16 protein-coding genes are annotated in these 17404 nt (G+C 41.6%); 6 read left to right on the top strand and 10 right to left on the bottom strand.

Annotated elements, in window-relative coordinates; all coding sequences use genetic code 11:
- Window positions 1-181: 181 nt before the first annotated feature.
- Window positions 182-319 carry a hypothetical protein gene (locus CRI9333_RS27375; RefSeq protein ID WP_198013564.1) on the bottom strand — a complete coding sequence of 46 codons (138 nt, stop codon included), beginning with the start codon at window positions 317-319 and terminating at the stop codon, window positions 182-184.
- 52 nt (window positions 320-371) lie between these two features.
- On the opposite strand from CRI9333_RS27375, the gene CRI9333_RS11620 reads away from it, so the two are divergent.
- The 6 genes from CRI9333_RS11620 to CRI9333_RS11595 all read left to right on the top strand — a co-directional run bounded on the left by CRI9333_RS11620 (window position 372) and on the right by CRI9333_RS11595 (window position 7353).
- Window positions 372-1472, top strand: coding sequence for a hybrid sensor histidine kinase/response regulator (locus CRI9333_RS11620; RefSeq protein ID WP_015203362.1), 1101 nt, complete (start codon window positions 372-374; stop codon window positions 1470-1472).
- A gap of 239 nt (window positions 1473-1711) precedes the next feature.
- Window positions 1712-1876, top strand: coding sequence for a hypothetical protein (locus CRI9333_RS26740; protein WP_015203361.1), 165 nt, complete (start codon window positions 1712-1714; stop codon window positions 1874-1876).
- 327 nt (window positions 1877-2203) lie between these two features.
- Window positions 2204-3448 carry a sedoheptulose 7-phosphate cyclase gene (locus CRI9333_RS11610; RefSeq protein ID WP_015203360.1) on the top strand — a complete coding sequence of 415 codons (1245 nt, stop codon included), beginning with the start codon at window positions 2204-2206 and terminating at the stop codon, window positions 3446-3448.
- On the top strand, window positions 3445-4278 hold the full coding sequence (locus tag CRI9333_RS11605; RefSeq protein ID WP_015203359.1) for an O-methyltransferase: 834 nt from the start codon (window positions 3445-3447) through the stop codon (window positions 4276-4278). Before CRI9333_RS11610 ends, CRI9333_RS11605 begins: the two co-directional genes overlap by 4 nt.
- A gap of 231 nt (window positions 4279-4509) precedes the next feature.
- Entirely contained in the window at window positions 4510-5877 is a 1368-nt protein-coding gene (locus CRI9333_RS11600; RefSeq protein ID WP_015203358.1) for an ATP-grasp domain-containing protein, read from the top strand.
- Between the two features lie 126 nt (window positions 5878-6003).
- A complete protein-coding gene (locus CRI9333_RS11595) occupies window positions 6004-7353 on the top strand; it encodes an ATP-grasp domain-containing protein (RefSeq protein ID WP_015203357.1) in 1350 nt (449 codons plus the stop codon).
- 39 nt (window positions 7354-7392) lie between these two features.
- Here the strand turns inward: CRI9333_RS11595 and CRI9333_RS11590 are convergent, their stop codons facing one another.
- The 9 genes from CRI9333_RS11590 to CRI9333_RS11555 form a co-directional block, all read right to left on the bottom strand.
- Window positions 7393-8418 (bottom strand): D-alanine--D-alanine ligase family protein, encoded by a 1026-nt coding sequence (locus tag CRI9333_RS11590; RefSeq protein ID WP_015203356.1) that lies wholly within the window; start codon window positions 8416-8418, stop codon window positions 7393-7395.
- Between the two features lie 171 nt (window positions 8419-8589).
- Complete coding sequence (locus CRI9333_RS11585) at window positions 8590-11187, bottom strand: GAF domain-containing protein (RefSeq protein WP_015203355.1); 2598 nt, start codon at window positions 11185-11187, stop codon at window positions 8590-8592.
- Window positions 11188-11323: 136 nt separating this feature from the next.
- Window positions 11324-12283: a PhoH family protein gene (locus CRI9333_RS11580; RefSeq protein ID WP_015203354.1), complete on the bottom strand. Its 960-nt coding sequence runs from the start codon at window positions 12281-12283 to the stop codon at window positions 11324-11326.
- 402 nt (window positions 12284-12685) lie between these two features.
- Window positions 12686-12850, bottom strand: a complete 165-nt coding sequence (locus tag CRI9333_RS26735) for a YlcI/YnfO family protein (protein ID WP_015203353.1) — start codon at window positions 12848-12850, stop codon at window positions 12686-12688.
- 254 nt (window positions 12851-13104) lie between these two features.
- Entirely contained in the window at window positions 13105-13521 is a 417-nt protein-coding gene (locus tag CRI9333_RS11575; RefSeq protein WP_232229319.1) for a KH domain-containing protein, read from the bottom strand.
- Complete coding sequence (gene rpsP / locus CRI9333_RS11570) at window positions 13514-13762, bottom strand: 30S ribosomal protein S16 (RefSeq protein ID WP_015203351.1); 249 nt, start codon at window positions 13760-13762, stop codon at window positions 13514-13516. Before rpsP ends, CRI9333_RS11575 begins: the two co-directional genes overlap by 8 nt.
- 194 nt (window positions 13763-13956) lie before the next feature.
- Entirely contained in the window at window positions 13957-15405 is a 1449-nt protein-coding gene (gene ffh / locus CRI9333_RS11565) for a signal recognition particle protein (protein ID WP_015203350.1), read from the bottom strand.
- A gap of 204 nt (window positions 15406-15609) precedes the next feature.
- On the bottom strand, window positions 15610-15993 hold the full coding sequence (locus CRI9333_RS11560) for a hypothetical protein (RefSeq protein ID WP_015203348.1): 384 nt from the start codon (window positions 15991-15993) through the stop codon (window positions 15610-15612).
- Between the two features lie 175 nt (window positions 15994-16168).
- Entirely contained in the window at window positions 16169-17242 is a 1074-nt protein-coding gene (locus CRI9333_RS11555) for a fatty acid desaturase (protein ID WP_015203347.1), read from the bottom strand.
- Window positions 17243-17404 lie beyond the last annotated feature (162 nt).

Here is a 17404-nt window from a genome sequence, read left to right as displayed (position 1 = left end):
TTTGCCATAGTTAAGTGAGGACTGTTAACGTAGCGGTGCTAAGTAAGCTAAGAGTAGTGGAGTTTAGTAGAAAGTGCGATGCCTGCGGCTGGCTGCGCCTACGCGCTTCAGTCAAAAAGTTTTACTGAATGCTTGAGTCAATTTACTAAAAATTTCTTAATAAAATCTAAATATTATTAAGTTAGGTGACTACAAATAGCCAAAGTCCTAGAAAAACGGCATTTTTGCGATCGCGTGCCTTAAATTTAGTAGAGTTAAGTGATAAATCCAGGTAAAAATACGATTGTGCGTTGGCGTAGCCTACCATAGGTAATCGCACTCGTATTCCTGATAAAAAAGCATTATACAGAAATTATTCTAGTGGGGTGTATATGGAAACACAGACAAAAACCATTCTAGTGATCGAAGATGAGGAATTTATCCTAAGTAACATGGTTGAGTTACTAGAAGCGGAAGGATTTAATGCCATTGGTGCAGATAACGGTCTTACTGGTTTAGAACTTGCCCAAAAACATCAACCAGATTTAATTATTTGTGACATTATGATGCCAAAACTTAATGGCTATGATGTCTTGGCAGAATTACGACGAGAATTTAAAACCTCAACCATTCCACTAATTTTCCTGACTGCCAAAGCTGACAGGCAAGAAATCCGTAAAGGCATGGAACTCGGTGCCGACGATTATCTTACTAAACCCTTTACTAGAGAAGAACTTTTAGCAGCAATCTCATCTCGGCTGATCAAGCAGGCTGCCATTAATCAACATTCTCAGCAAAAACTAGATGCCTTACGCAATAGTATTACGATGTCGCTGCCTCAAGAATTACATAATCCTCTTCATGGGATTATTGCTTTGTCAGAATTACTAATTAATGAACATGATTCTTTAGACAAAGACGGAGTTTTAGAAATTGGCAATCATATTCAGAAAAATGCTCAACGTTTATATAAACTGAATCAAAACTTTTTAACCTTTGCTCAACTAGAAATTATTGCCACAGATGTAGAAAGCATCGAAGAACTACGAAGCCACCAAATTACAAATCCTGACACAGTTATTAAAGAAGCTGCTATCAAGCAAGCTAAAGAAGTTGGTAGAGAAGCAGATTTGCATTTAAAATTACAACCGCAAAAAATCAAAATATCGGAAGTTAAACTCAGAAAAATTGTTGAAGAAGTGATTGATAATGCTTTTAAATTTTCTCCTTCTGGAACACCTGTGACTGTTACTAATCATGTTGACAACAGTAAATTTATTTTGGAAATTATCGACCAAGGGAAGGGCATGAATGTAGAGCAAGTTAGTAACTTGGGAGCTTATATGCAATTTGAGCGTAAACTCTCTGATTCAAAAGGTTCAGGTCTAGGTTTGAGCATAGCTAAACGTTTAGTGGAACTACATAATGGAGAGTTAAAAATTAAAAGTATACCAGGTGAGCAAACAACTGTACGAGTTGTTTTACCGATGTAAAATAATTTAACCGCAGTCGGCTCGGTATCAATTCTGTTAGTCTTATTAAAATATTTTAAACTTATGTAATCAAAATAAATACAGGCGTGTCACAACCTTAAAATTCACAATTTTTTTAAATTTGAAGAGACTTAGCCAACTCAGAATTGGTAGAGAGAAAAACAGGAAATTAGTGCCTGGTCAGAAGCAGACAGCCAGGAAATTGTTACGGGTAAATTAGCCGTATTTTTCCAGGATGAATGTCATCTGTTGTGGGCAAACCTGTGTGGCTATGTGGGGGTAAAACTAATGAGTGCCTTGAAGTCCCAATTATCAATGAACGCCAGAAGCAGATTTATTATGGGGCACTCAATGTATACAATCAAAAGTTTTTGATGAACGCCTTTGAAAAAGCGAATGAATAAGTAAACTATCGCTTTCTCACAAGCTTTGCTCGTCGAGCATCCCCAGTGCCGTATTGCTTTGATTTGGGATGGTGCCAGCTATCATCCTTCTCAGTGGATTATCACATTTTATATAAAAAATCTATATTTGTGATGATTTGTAATTATAGACTGCTTGGTCTATACTCAACTTTAGAGAAAACGAAACTAGATAGATTGCTGGAATTTGTTTAAAAAACAAAAAAGTAATAATATACCAAACCAAAGTTTTTGTAACTCTTTGGGACAGCAACTAGCGGGATTGTTTACCTATTTCCCTTGGTTTTTAATGAAAAAAACAATCATATTATGAGTATTGTCCAAACCCAACTAGAAGCCACTGAAACTGCATTTCATATAGAAGGATACCAAAAAATTGAGTATAGCCTTGTATATGTAGATGGAGCTTTTAATGTTGCCAATTCAGAAATAGCCGAGAGCTACCAAAAGTTAGGACGTTGCCTTGCAATCGTAGATGCAAATGTCAATCGCCTACACGGTCAACAAATCCAATCCTATTTCAAGCATTACAACATTGATCTGACTGTATTTCCTGTCTCCATTCCTGAACTGGAAAAAAATCTCAGCACGATGGAGAAGATTATAGATGCTTTTGCAGAATTTGGATTGCTTCGCAAGGAGCCAGTTTTAGTAGTTGGTGGTGGCTTAATTACAGATGTGGCTGGGTTTGCCTGTTCTACCTACCGTCGTAGCAGTAACTATATTCGCGTTCCTACCACTTTGATCGGCTTAATTGATGCCAGTGTAGCAATCAAAGTGGCAGTCAACCACAAGAAATTAAAAAATCGTTTGGGTGCTTATCACGCTTCCCAAAAAGTTATCCTCGACTTCTCATTTCTGAAAACTTTGCCAACTGCTCAAGTTCGCATCGGTATGGCAGAATTGGTGAAAATTGCCGTTGTCTCGGAGGGGGAAGTTTTTGATTTATTGGAGAAGTACGGCGAACAACTGCTAGATACCCACTTCGGTTATGTTGGTGGAAGTCCAGAAATTCAAGCGATCGCTCACGAGGTTACTTATAAAGCGATTAAACGAATGCTAGAGTTGGAAGTTCCCAACTTGCAGGAATTGGATTTAGACCGAATTATTGCTTATGGTCATACTTGGAGTCCCACGTTGGAACTCGCGCCTCAAGTACCGCTTTTTCACGGTCATGCGGTGAATATTGACATGGCATTATCAGCAACAATTGCTGAGAAACGTGGTTATATTACGGCTCAAGATCGCGATCGCATCCTGCAACTGATGAGTCGCTTAGGTTTATCCCTCGACCATCCTCTCCTGGAAATTGACTTGCTATGGCACGCAACCGAGTCTATTAGCCAGACGCGGGACGGCAAACTCCGCGCCGCCATGCCTCGACCAATTGGCACTTGCTTCTTCGTCAACGATTTAACTCGTGAAGAACTCAAACAAGCACTTGCAGATCACAAGCGTATATGTGCAACTTACCCTCGTGGCGGTGATGGTATTGACGCTTATGTAGGCACTGAAGAAGCGGAAGAAGCTGAACTAGCAGGAAACGCTGTATGACGGAGACGCTAGTAAAAGGAGATATGGCAAGACCCGTAACTCCTCTGGGTATCCTCTCAGAACAGCTTGAGAAAATTGTCAAGATGGCGGCAGACGCTAATATTCCTGTTGAACTTTCCGAGGCTCTTAAACAGGCATATCAAATAGCAACAGGCTTAGATCCTTACATCGAAGAAGTTAGCACCCAAGAGTCAAAAGCATTAGCAGGTTTAGCTAAAAAGACTAGCGAAGAACCTTGGAGTAAGCGTTTTTCGGATAGTGATACCGTGCGTCAGTTAGAGCAAGAAATGCTCTCTGGACACATTGAAGGACAAACCCTGAAAATGTTTGTCTACATGACGGGTGCAAAACGGGTTTTAGAAATTGGGATGTTTACGGGGTACTCGGCACTGGCAATGGCAGAAGCGTTACCAGAAGATGGACGAGTAGTTGCCTGTGAAGTGGATGAGTATGTCACTAACTTTGCTAAAGCCTGCTTTAAAGAGTCACCCCACGGAAGTAAAATCTCTGTGGAAGTTGCCCCAGCCTTGGAGACACTTCGCAAGTTAGCAGATGCGGGAGAGTCCTTCGATTTGGTGTTTATTGATGCCGATAAAAAGGAGTATGTAGACTACTTCAAGATACTGCTAGACAAGGGGTTGCTGGCTCCAAAAGGGTTTATCTGCGTGGATAATACCTTGCTTCAGGGACAACCTTATTTACCACCAGAGCAACGCACTCCGAATGGGGAGGCGATCGCGCAATTCAACAAAGTAGTTGCTGATGATCCGCGTGTTGAACAGGTGTTGCTACCTTTGCGTGATGGGTTAACTATCATCAGACGGGTTTAAAAATAATGGGATTGGGGAAAATAAAGAAGGGGAAAGGGAAAAAACTTACCTACTCCCTACTCCCTAATCCCTATTACTCCCTTCCCAAGCTCAAGATTACCGATCGTATTCTTCTTCTTCCTTCGCGTCCTTCGCGCCTTGGCGGTTTCAAAATAAGTATTTTTTAGGCGAGAAGGGAGTAAGAGCGTGAGTAAGTCCTCTTTAATTTTCAATACAAACTTTTTAGAGCTAATGGCGCAAGTGCAACCGATCAAGGCGCGTATTTTTGCAGTCTTCCAAAACTTAGGCACTCTGGCATTACTGGCAATTGCATTTCCGATTAACTGCATCGTCGTCTTAGCATCGCTGCTATGGAATTTTTGCAGCCGTCCCTTTAGCAAGCAAGGGGTTTCAACCCTGAATCCCAAAAATATCTTGATTGGTGGCGGTAAAATGACAAAAACTCTTCAGCTTGCGCGATTATTTCACGCTGCTGGGCATCGAGTCATTTTATTTGATAGCGAAAAATTCAGGTTCAGTGGTTATCGCTTTTCCAACGCTGTCGATCGCTTTTACACAGTTCCTGACCCGCAAACAGACTTAGAAGGCTACACTCAGGCATTACGTGCGATCGCTAAACAAGAAAACATCGACATTTTTATCCCAGTAGGCATTTTCGCTGGAGGCTATTTTGACTCCCAGCGCCAGCCAGTGTTATCAGGCTGTTGTGAGCTTTTCCACTTCGATGCTGATACGATGAAAATGCTGGATAACAAGTTCACCTTTGGCGAAATTGCGCGATCGTTCGGTTTATCAGTCCCGAAAACATTTTTAATTACAGACCCAGAACAAGTTCTTCAATTCGACTTTGCTAACGAGAAAAATAAATACATTCTCAAAAGTATTGTTTATGACTCTGTTTACCGCTTAGATATGACTAAGCTACCAATGGAGTCTCAAGAAAAAATGGCTGCTCATGTTAATAGTCTGCCAATTAGGAAAGATAACCCTTGGATATTACAAGAGTTTATTTCTGGAAAAGAATACTGCACTCACAGCACAGTGAGAAATGGTGAATTAACAGTACACTGCTGTTGTGAATCATCGGCTTTTCAAGTAAATTACGAAAACGTAGATCACCCAGAAATTATGCAGTGGGTAAGTCGTTTTGTTAAAGAACTAAAACTTAGCGGACAAATTTCTTTTGATTTCATGCAGGCGGAAGATGGGACGCTTTATGCGATCGAGTGCAACCCTCGTACTCACTCTGCAATTACAATGTATTACAACCACCCAGATTTAGCAGATGCCTATCTGAGTGCAGAAAGGCGAAATTATGCCTTACCTCTACAACCGCTTCCTGATAGTAAGCCTACTTATTGGCTTTATCACGAAGTTTGGAGACTGAATGAAATTAGATCGTTAAAGCAGTTACAAACTTGGTTTAAAAATATTTGGCGAGGAAAGGATGCCATCTTTGAAGTTAACGATCCTCTACCATTTTTAATGGTACATCACTGCTACATTCCCCTACTGTTACTCGACAGTTTGCGAAAATTAAAAGGTTGGGTGAGGATTGATTTTAATATCGGGAAACTTGTGCAGTTAGAGGGTGACTGAGTTTGCATACCATATTTCGTGCATACAGGATAAGTTTCATTCAAGAAAACAAATGGTAAGAGTTTTTACCAATATAAACACAATAATTTATTTTTCATCTTTGATTCAGCAAACTTTTTAGAGATCATGACTCAAGCGCAACCAATAAAAGCAAGTATTTTTGCAGTATTCCAAAACTTAGGCACTTTGGCGTTACTGGCGATCGCTTTTCCTTTCAACTGCATCGTCGTCTTACCATTGCTCCTATGGAATTTTCTCACCCGACCGTTTAGCAAGCAAGCGGTTTTAAACGATCATCCTAAAAATATTATGATCGTTGGTAGTAGGATGACCAAAACCCTTCAACTAGCGCGATCGTTTCACGCTGCTGGGCATCGGGCAATAATAGTTGATACCGATAAATACGGGTTAAATGGTAATCAATTTTCCAACGCGGTGGCTGCTTCTTATACTGTCCCCGATCCGCAGAAAGATTTAGCAGGTTATATTCAAGCTCTACGGGCGATCGCTAAACAAGAAAATATCGATCTTTTTATCCCGGTAGCCATTTTCTCCGTCATCTACTTTGACTCTAACGACAAACCAGTGTTATCAGGCTGTTCTGAGAGTTTCCACTTCGATGCTGATATAACTAGGATGTTAGATGACAAGTTTGCCTTTGCGGAAACAGCGCGAAGTTTCTCTTTATCAGTTCCTAAATCATTCAAAATTACTGCCCCCGAACAAGTCCTCAATTTCGACTTTACCAACGAAAAGCGCAAATACATCCTCAAAAGCATTCCCTACGATCAAGTGCGCCGCTTGAATCTCACCAAACTCCCTTGCGATACCCCAGCAGAAACCGAGGCATTTGTCAAGAGTCTGCCAATCAGCGAGGAGAAGCCCTGGATCATGCAGGAATTCATCCCCGGAAAAGAATATTGCACTCATAGTACTGTGCGAGATGGCGAGTCAAGAATGTACTGCTGCTGTGAGTCATCCGCCTTTCAAGTCAACTACGAAAATGTTGATCATCCTGAAATTAAACAATGGGCGAGTCATTTTGCCGAAAAATTGGGACGTACTGGACAGTTATCCTTTGACTTTATCGAGTCTGCTGACGGAAGTGTTTATGCGATCGAATGCAACCCTCGCACTCACTCCGCCATCACTATGTTTTACAACCATCCAGGGGTAGCGGATGCCTATCTTGGTAAAGAACCTCTAGCTGAAACTTTGGAACCTCTTCCTGATAGTAAGCCAACCTATTGGCTGTATCACGAACTTTGGCGGCTGAATGAAATTAGATCGTTAAAGCAATTGCAAACTTGGGTTAAAAATATTTTGCGAGGAAAAGAAGCAATTTTTGAATTCAACGATCCACTACCATTTTTGATGGTTCACCACTGGCAAATTCCGTTACTTATTCTCGACAATTTACGCAGACTTAAAGGTTGGATTAGGATAGATTTTAACATTGGTGAGCTTATAGAATAACCCTACCTGAAATCCGTTGTTCTATCGCGTCATCTCAGGTCATGCCAACGCTTCATTGATCGCGATCGTCCATAACTCATTTAAAGGAATGCCTGCTGCGTTCGCTGTATAGGCAATCACACTTTTGTTGTCAAAAATACAATACAACCCAGCTTCTATCAACCAAGGTTCTCCCTTTGGGTCGATGCGGAAATCAAATAAACTATAATGGCGACAGCCCAAAGCCAAATGAGACTTTTTAGCCATTTGCTGAACCTTTTCGGTGATCGGGTCATTAGGATCTACAATCCAAGGCGCGACATACTTTTTAGCGGTTGAACGCAAATTGCTGGAGCCTGGGTCTTTTTTGAATTTGTCACTATAGCTGCGGATAGGTCTATCGTCAGGGTCTATCTGATACTCTTCAAGGGGTAAACCGATTAGCTCCCCATTTTTGACAATGACACCGCATCGGACTTCTCGACCCAGTTCAATAAATGCTTCTACGATCACCTCATCTCCATATTCAAATGCTTTGTTCAGGGCAGCGTCATAGTCACTAGCCAATGTGACTAAGTACACTCCTAAAGAGTTGTCGGCACTAGCGGGTTTGATCACTACTGGAGGCGGAATTGTCGGAACTTCTCCTTTGCGGAGTAGTTCTCCAAAAGGCACTTTCACCCCTGCTGCTGCGACAATTGCTTTTGTTATGGCTTTGTGGTTCGCCATTGCCATGACATCCGGGGTATTGCCTATGTAAGGAATTTTCAGCAGGTCAAATAGTGCGCGGTAGTGAGTCATGCCAGGGATGCACACCATTTGCGGCAACATCAGGTCAATGTCTTGCGCTGTTATAAACTGTAGAGCATCTAACATAGACATCGGTTTGGCGGCAGCAATATCTTCTTGACTGAGGGAATCAGGAAATCGCCACTGCTGATCCGGTGTAATGTATGCAATCAGAAATTCATAAAGCGATGGATTCGCCGTAGCTAACAAACAGCTTTGGGCGTAATCGCGTGACAAATTACAGTAAAAATCATTGTGTGCAGACCCAACTAAATGAAGGATACGAAGTATCGGCATGATTCATCTTCCTAAGTACTGTTATATCTTAGGTTAGGTTAAGCGCGACCATGATCAATTACCAGATCTGCTTGCGCCGCGCATCTGCGTTATAGGAAAAAAAAATCCTTAGTTATTTCAAGCCCCCAAGTTCAGTTGGGGGAGGAATTGATAATTGTCAATTGTTCACGATTATTTCTCCGTCAGCGTCCAAACTCCATCCCAATCATCAGGTGGGGGTTCTTGAAGAAAATGCTGACAACGCTTGAGATATAAAGTTGCTGCTTTATCGCTTTTATCAAAATCTTCCAAAATCGTGCCAAATTCACCCATAGCGCGGGTAAATTTGCGTTTGAGATAATATTCGCGTCCTTTATGATAAAGCTCGATAATTTCTTCCTTATCTGGTGAAATTGGTTCGGAACGCAAACCAACCAATTCATAAATCCTGACGGGTTGATCTTTACCCTTAACTTTAATAAAGTCTAGTTCCCTAGCCCAAACGCGATCGCTACAAGGAGTATAAGTACTTTCACTAATTACAATATCGCAACCATATTGCTTACTCGCGCCTTCTAAACGAGAGCCAAGATTTACACCATCACCAATGGCGGTAAACTCCATTCGTTTACTAGAGCCAATATTGCCGCTAATTACAGTATCAGAGTTAATACCAATGCCGATTTTAATAATTGCCTGATTACCTTCTGTACGTTTAGTATTAAAATCTATTAAACGATGACGCATATCAATAGCTGTACAAACAGCCATCCAAGCATGATCTTCTAGGGGTAGAGGTGAACCAAATACAGCCATAATCGCATCGCCAATATATTTATCCAGCGTGCCTTTATGCTTAAATACCGCATCTACCATCGACTCAAAATATTCATTGAGCATCAGCACTACATCTTCAGCAGGCATACTTTCAGTTATGGTGGTGTAACTGCGAATATCTGAGAATAAGACAGAAACTTCTTTGCGATCGCCTCCTAATTTAGCATCACCACTTTGCAATAGCTGTTCCGCTAATTCCTGAGTCATGTAGCGATACATAGTACTCTTCAGGCGTTTCTCATCGCTAATATCATCCATCACTACTAACGCCCCATAAACGTTAGTAGGATCGCTTGCATCTGCAATTGAATTAATAGATAAGTGAACGCTATGTTCTTCAACCCCATCAGAAATTAATGTTTGATCGGGATAATATTGTTGGCGATTCTTCTCCTCTTTTGCTTCTAATGCAGCATTGAAGTATTTAGCAAAATCGCCTTCTTTAATCTTGATTAACTCACAAATTGATTTACCTTCTATGCGATATTCGTCGCTTAAGCCTAAAAGTTTTTTAGCACTTTCATTAGCAGCAATAATATTACCCGCTTTATCTGTTGAAAATACCGCATTTGACAAGCTGCGGAGAATATCGCGCTGCATTTGTTCTTGTTGTTTGACTGTCGCAAACAACTTGGCATTTTGTAAAGCAACTCCAGCTTGAATATTAAATGATTCCATGAAGGCTTCATCACTTTGATTAAAACTCGCCTTCCAACATTCAGGTGCTTGTGGCCAATTAGCAGGATCGTAGGGAGGAAATTCACCTGATTTCTTTTTATTAATTAATTGTGTAACACCAATTAACTCACCATCAGCATTAAAAACTGGCATACACAATAAACTACAAGTGCGATAGCCTGTCTTTTGATCTGTTTGCTTAGAAGTTTCTGAGCCTTGATGCTCGTATAAATCAAAATGAATAATTACCCGCTCACCATTTGCAGCAACTCTACCTGCAAACCCTACACCAATAGGAATTCGCAGTTCTCTTAAAGCCCCAGCAATTGGTATTTTTGTCCACAATTCGTGATTTTCTCGATCTATTAACCAAAGAGTGCTGCGGTCTGCATTCATCAACTCTTTGGCTTCATCCATTACCTTCCTAAGAGTTTCTTCTAAGTCTAAACTGCTTTGACTTAGCGATCGCGTAGCCTTCATTAATGCCGAAGCTGCCCGTTGTTGTTGCGTCGCCATGTAAAATGAGCGGGAGCTTTCTAGTATTAATCTAATTGAAGGAGCAAACTCCGCAAAAACTGTTTCGTCTTCTTTGGTAAACCCGTGAAAATCAATTTTTTCAGCTAATGGTTTTCCCTGTTCAATGGGAGACTTTAATTTATTAAGTAATTGTACAACTGCGACTAAATTCCCCTCATCATTCACTAGGGGTAAGCAAAGCATTGTATACGTACGGTATCCGGTTTCTTGATCTTTTTTCTGGGCAAAGAGCGATCGCGGATCATTGTAAAAATCAAACGGAATATTAACAACTTTCTTTAAGGTTGCTACTTCACCAGCAATACCTTTATCCGCAGGTATCCGCAATTCTAAAGAACGCCCACTGTCGCCCGCAGCCACAATTGACCACAGTTGATTTTTTTCTTCATCTAATAAAAAAATTGTGGTGCGATCGGCTGCTAATAACTCCCCTGTCTTCAAGGTAATAGCATTTAACATATCAGACAGAATTGCATCAAAACCCTGGCTGTCAAGCAGCATTGACAGAGTTTGATTAACAACACTGAGCTTAGTTTCTACATCGCTGACAACTCTTTTAAAACTATCTTGAGTAAGAGGAGCGAGAAATTCTGTGAAACTGCCTTTGCTAGTCGCTAAAGCCCCCCCACGAGCCTTTTTTGGCTCTACACCCTGGTTTTCAACTTCGGAAACCACGTCAATATCAATTGTGGTTCCCTGATGGATTGTATCGGACAGTTTGGAAGATGCGGCTGTCATACTTGTTTCTCGAATGCAGAAGTGGGGGGGGGGTTAGAGAAGTTTTTGGGAACTCTTGAGTATCGTACAAATTTCACTCACTGTTTTATTGTTCCCAACGAGCCGATGGCAAACTACTCTCCAACTTAATTGAAAACTATTTATTCTCATAATGCTCGTAAGCTGCCACAATTCTTTCTATTAGTGGATGACGAACGACATCACTACTAGAAAAGTGGCAGAAAGCAATTCCTTCTACAGATTTAAGAATTTTCTCGGCAACAGATAAACCCGATTCTTGATTATTTGGCAAATCTGTCTGGGTAAGATCACCTGTCACGACCATCCGAGAACGAAAACCCAAACGAGTTAACAGCATTTTCATCTGTGCGGGTGAAGTATTTTGGGCTTCATCCACGATCACAAAGGCGTTGCTAAGGGTACGACCTCGCATATAACCTAGTGGAGCTACTTCAATTACTCCACGTTCCATTAGGCTAGGAATTTTTTCGGGATCGATAAATTCATTTAAAGCATCGTAAAGTGGACGCAGAAACGGATCGACTTTAGCTTGCAAATCTCCTGGTAAAAATCCCAGTTTTTCACCCGCTTCTACTGCTGGTCTGGTGAGAATTATTCTTTCATATTCATCATTCAGCAAAGCTTGCACGGCTAAGACTGCTGCCAAAAATGTCTTTCCGGTTCCTGCTGGTCCAATGCAGAATGTGAGATCGTGAGTGCGTACTGCTTGAATATATTGCCATTGGCGGATGGTTTTTGCCCTGATTTCTTCACCACGACGGGTGCGTGCTAAAATTTGATGCTGCATGGATTGCAAATCATCCAAGCGCCCTGTATCTATGGCGTAAGAAGCTGTGCGAATATCCACTTTCGAGATCCGCTTTCCTTCTTTCCAAAACGGTTGGAGCGATCGCACTATTGCTGTAGTACGTTCAATTTGTTGAGGCGTTCCCGAAATTACTAATTCTTGCCCGCGCAAGGCTAATTTCGCACCTGTATGTTGCGACAGAATTTTTAAGTTTTCTTCCCGCGCACCTGCTAAGGCGATCGCACTTTCAATACTTGGCAGTTCAATTGTTGTTATTTCTACTGTCATGCTGCCATTGGCTCCCTCCGTGCCTTATGCTCCTACTATGGTGACATAATCTCTATCCTTCAACCGTGAGAGGACTCCCACCACACTGTACTCAGTTGGTGGCGAGATGAATCGCGGACAGGATTTTGTGGTAAAGTAATATCAGTCAAATGAACCTCCTTTAGTTGTGAAAACCAAGCAACAAAACTAGGACAAGTAGTGAAGGCAAAATATCCAAATACCGTAGGGCATACGGGATTTCAAGCTTGTGGAGAGGAAGTAGGACTACTTGGTGCTTGCATCAAAAGCATTTCTCAATGAAGCAAGAATCTCCAGTCACAGCACAAGCTTGACGGGAGAGTGTCAACACAGCCAATATATATATGTAAATGCGGGCGCAACTAGCATGACTGGCTGGTAACGCTAGGATAAATTCATCTTATTTGAGTCTAGGGATTGCCTTCGTCGCACCTTACGAGCGATCGCTTCGACAACCATCTCATTAAAAGACTCGCTGCCCTCCCTAAGCTGCCTTGCTTGATGAAGTAGGTCGCCAGGAATGCGGACAGTAACAGCTTCTCGTTCCATAGTTGCAATTTAAGCTATCATACGGTGATATCATAGTATTGTAATAATTTTCTTCTTATTCTAATTGTTTCACCTTTAAAAAAATGCCTAAGTCCTAAATAAATTACCCCACCTGATTTACAAGTGGGGCGTTTATCAATTATCAATTATCAGTCTGCTTGCCCTGTACCTTTAGTTATGAAAAATTAAAACATTTTTCTTTATTTCAAGCGTCGCGTATTGAACTGTGAGGTAATTGATAATTGTTAATTGTTTTAAGGGAATTGAGGGCGCGATTTAATAGCAGGTTTGGGTGCAGATGACGGGCGAGGTGGAGATATTCTCGGAGCAGGTTTACTATCCGAGTCAGTCTCGCTGCTATCGCGCTCTGCTGCACCAGCATTGCTACCATATATATCCAAATGGACAGATTGACCCACCGCTTTACCTGCGGCTTCAATCACTGTCCTAACTGCTTGAATGTTCCGCCCACCACGACCAAATGCACGTCCCTTATCTGCTTCCTCAAAAGCCAGCCGAATCCACACCTTAGACTGTCCATTTAACATTTCACAGTCTAAGCTTAGTGAATTCGGCGCATCTAAAAAGGGCTGTAGCAAAAATCGCACCAATTCAGAGTAGTTTGGCTGATGGTTTGACCGTTGGGAATAAATAACCGATTGCTCAGGCACGGACTTGTTCAAGGACATTGGCTTTTCTAAGAATGCTGCGTACCGTCTCGGTTGGTTGAGCGCCTTCTTGGAGTCGTTTCACAATTGCTTCGACATTCAACCGAACTTCATCTGTTCTGGGATTGTAAAAACCCAGTTCTTCCAGAGGTCGCCCATCACGGCGGGTATCACTATTGATTGCTACCAGCCGATAGCTTGCTTCCCGTTTCTTACCAAATCGCTTTAATCTTAGTTTGACCATTTTGAGGAATAATGCTGTAGTTTGATTTTAAGCTATTAGCAAACCGCTATTAGCTATTAATTGTCTAGTTTTTGATCGGTGGATAGACTATCGTAACACCAAAGCTTATTTATTTATATTAAAAAAGCTAAAGCGTTACATAAAACCCTTGTAGATCCGCGTTCGCGTAGCGCATAATTTTGCGTCTCTACATTCTACAAAGTCCCAAAGCCTTTCTTTTTTTTGTCCTTTTTCTTCTTTTGCTTACCCGCGCCACCTTGCTGACCGCGCCAACCTGGTTGCGCCATGCGGTTACCACCTCCCATGCCACCGAATAATCCAGGCATTCCAGGCATTGATGGCATAGCGCCTTGGCTCATTTGCTGCATGAGCGATCGCATCTTAGTAAAATCACTCACCAGCTTACTGACATCAGATTCTCCATAACCGCAACCACGAGCAACCCTACGCCGACGGCTGGGAGAACTCGATAATAAATCAGGATTACCGCGTTCTTCTTTCGTCATTGAGTTAATCATCGACTCAGCACGCTTTAGCTGAGTTTCTCCCTGGCTCAACTGCTCATTAGATAGTTTGCCCATCCCTGGAATCATCTTGAGCATTCCCCCCAGTGATCCCATATTCTTCAGCAACCGCATCTGCTTGAGAAAATCTGTGAAGTCAAACTTCGCAGACATCATTTTCTCTTGCATTTTTGCTGCGTCTACAAGATCTATTTCCTCTTGGGCTTTCTCTACTAAAGTGAGAACATCTCCCATTCCCAGGATTCTAGATGCCATCCGGTCAGGATAAAAAGGCTGTAACGCCTCTACCTTTTCACCCACGCCTACAAATTTAATCGGCTGACCAGAAATCCGTCTCACTGAAAGCGCCGCACCACCGCGAGTATCCCCATCCAACTTGGTTAGGATAGCTCCCGTAATGCCTATTTGTTCGTGGAATGTGCGGGTAAGATTTGCCGCCTCTTGACCCGTCATCGCATCCACCACTAACAATGTTTCGTGTGGTTGGACAATTTCTTTGATGCGGGCTAATTCCCCCATCATATTTTCGTCAATTTGCAAACGACCAGCCGTGTCGATAATGACGGTATCAACACCCATTTCCTTAGCTTTTTCAACCCCTTGACGCGCAATTTCTACGGGGTCAGCGTCAGTACCCATTGCAAACACAGGTACATTTATTTGTTGACCTAGTGTTACTAGCTGGTCAATTGCTGCTGGTCGATATACGTCTGTCGCTACCAAAAGTGCGCGGCGTTCTAGCTTTTGCAGATGTAAAGCTAGTTTTGCGGTCGCTGTGGTTTTACCAGTACCCTGCAACCCCGCCATTAATACCACTGTTGGCGATGTTTCTGCTTTTGCTAGGGGAACGTTTGTTTCCCCCATCACCTCGACCAGTTGATCGTAAACAATTTTGATAAACTGCTGGTCAGGTCGAACACCCGCAATTACATCCGCTCCCAATGCCTTAGTTTCGACTTCGGCAACGAAATCTTTAACTACCTGAAGATTTACATCTGCCCCTAATAAGGCGCGGCGAACTTCCCGCAGGGCTTCTTGGATATTTGACTCGCGGATTTTGTCCTGACCCCGCAGTTTTTTCCAAGCATCTTCTAAACTTTCAGCTAGTGCGTCAAACATAATTTAATTCTTTGGTCTTTATATTTATCTTAAAATACAAGCTTGCGCGTCAAGATGCTATTTGAGCCTTCACAACCTTTTTATGATCATAAGGCACTAATGTTTGGCATGAGTCCTATTTGGAATAGTCAAATAAATATCAAAACATTGTTAATTGACCAAGGGTATATCTACGGGCTATTAATGCAAATCAGAATTAATTATTCAATTTATATCTTGATCTCCCGCTAACTGGCGACAACCTTTAAGCCCTAATACTGGATTATTATGATAGGAATCATCTGGAACCCAAACAGTTATTTGGCGATCTAATGAAATAAAGTAAAGATAATTCACATCTTGTGAATAATTCACCCCTACTTTTAAGTTAGAGAAATCATCTTCACAAATTTCATAGCCAAATCGCACAAGAATTTGGGCTACTAAACATTCAGGTGTGTCTTTATTTTCACCAGCCGTTTCTCTTTCTTGCCAAAATTTCTGGATGAATTGGTTAAGAATCGGCAAAACTTTATCAGGCGAACCATTGCGACTGGCGTAGATAACTACAGGATTACTTTCTACAAGAATGTGACATGGAGTAGGCATTTTTTTTTCAATTAACAATTAACAATGAGCCACTTGAGTTTTAAGTTTAATCATGCTCATCAAGTTATGGGTTTTTAAGTAAAAATCTGAGCTTTATAAACTAAACAAGCAAGTTAGTACAAATTACTAGCTTGCTTGTTAATTTGAAACTTAGGTAATTAGGATGTCAATTCTATCAGTTGTTGCTTGCTGTTGATTGACGTGCTAGTTCAAATTCCTTAAAAGACTGATAGCAATCTTCTGGACTATACAAATGGCACTTATCTGTAATTTGCTTCATCAAGTCCCAAGAGAAACGGGTTTCGTAAAGATAATTTCCCCAGTTTTCTTTGAGGCTTTGATGAGCCTTGCGGAGATTATAAGAGGGAATTGCTTGAGAAATATGATGGGGAACGTGAACATTGATGTCGTGACAAAGAAATTCTATCCAACGAGGATAATCACAGTGTACGGTTCCCGATAGTTGTGCGATCGCTTCATCCCAACTTTCAACCGGAGTAAAGGGAATATCTGGCGCGGTGTGGTGAACGATGGTAAAGGTACTCATCCAGAAATGGTATCCCAACCAAGGTAATAGCCAAAATTTGACAAATCCCCAGATACCAGTAGTAGCAATTAGGGTAGGAAAAGCTATGCTGGCAAAAGCGATTACTACAAGTGCTGAAAACTTTACTTGTTGCCTTTCTTTACCTTCAAAGCTCGACCAATTAAAGTGCAGCCCTGCCCAATGGATAATAGAAGATACCCACCAAAACCGACCCCGTAATTTGCTATAGACAAATTTAATCGGAGTATTTGAACTTTCGTACTCCTCTGGTCTATAAGGTTGCCAAGCGTTGTCTATATCAAGTTGGTTGGTGTGCTTATGGTGGAAGTTGTGCAATATCCGCCAACCGTGAAACGGATAAATTAGTGGCAGCAGAAACACATGACCGACTAAATCATTTACCCAGCGACGTTTAGCAAACGAACGATGACCGCAATCGTGAGCAATTACAAAGAAACCAGTAATGGCTGTACCAGTTAATATCCACAATGGCGGTAATAAAAACCAGGGAGCGATCGCCAAACCCCAGTAGCACAAGCCTACGGCTAAGACATTAAGCAAAACTTGTGTCCAAGCTTTGCGAGTATCTTTTTGAAAAACCTCACGCGGCAAAGTCTTCACAACATCTTTTAAACGAAGCGTTGAAGCTGTTTTAGAAGATATTGGGCTGAGGGCTTTTTCTTTAATTGGCGATATAGTCATGAAGAAAAATAAGTTTCCCAGATGTTATTGACAAAGAAAGGCTAAATCTTCCCACATAAAAAACCTGCTGTTAGGCAAGTTAAGAAGCAGGCTGCTATGTCGATGCTAACACTGATAATCCGCTAAATTCGTGTTTATTGGGTTTAAATTACCCTTACGGGT

It is taken from the genome of Crinalium epipsammum PCC 9333 (assembly GCF_000317495.1).
In the GTDB taxonomy this organism is placed as follows: Bacteria; Cyanobacteriota; Cyanobacteriia; order Cyanobacteriales; family PCC-9333; genus Crinalium; species Crinalium epipsammum.
This window is presented reverse-complemented; position numbering and strand designations above follow the sequence as displayed.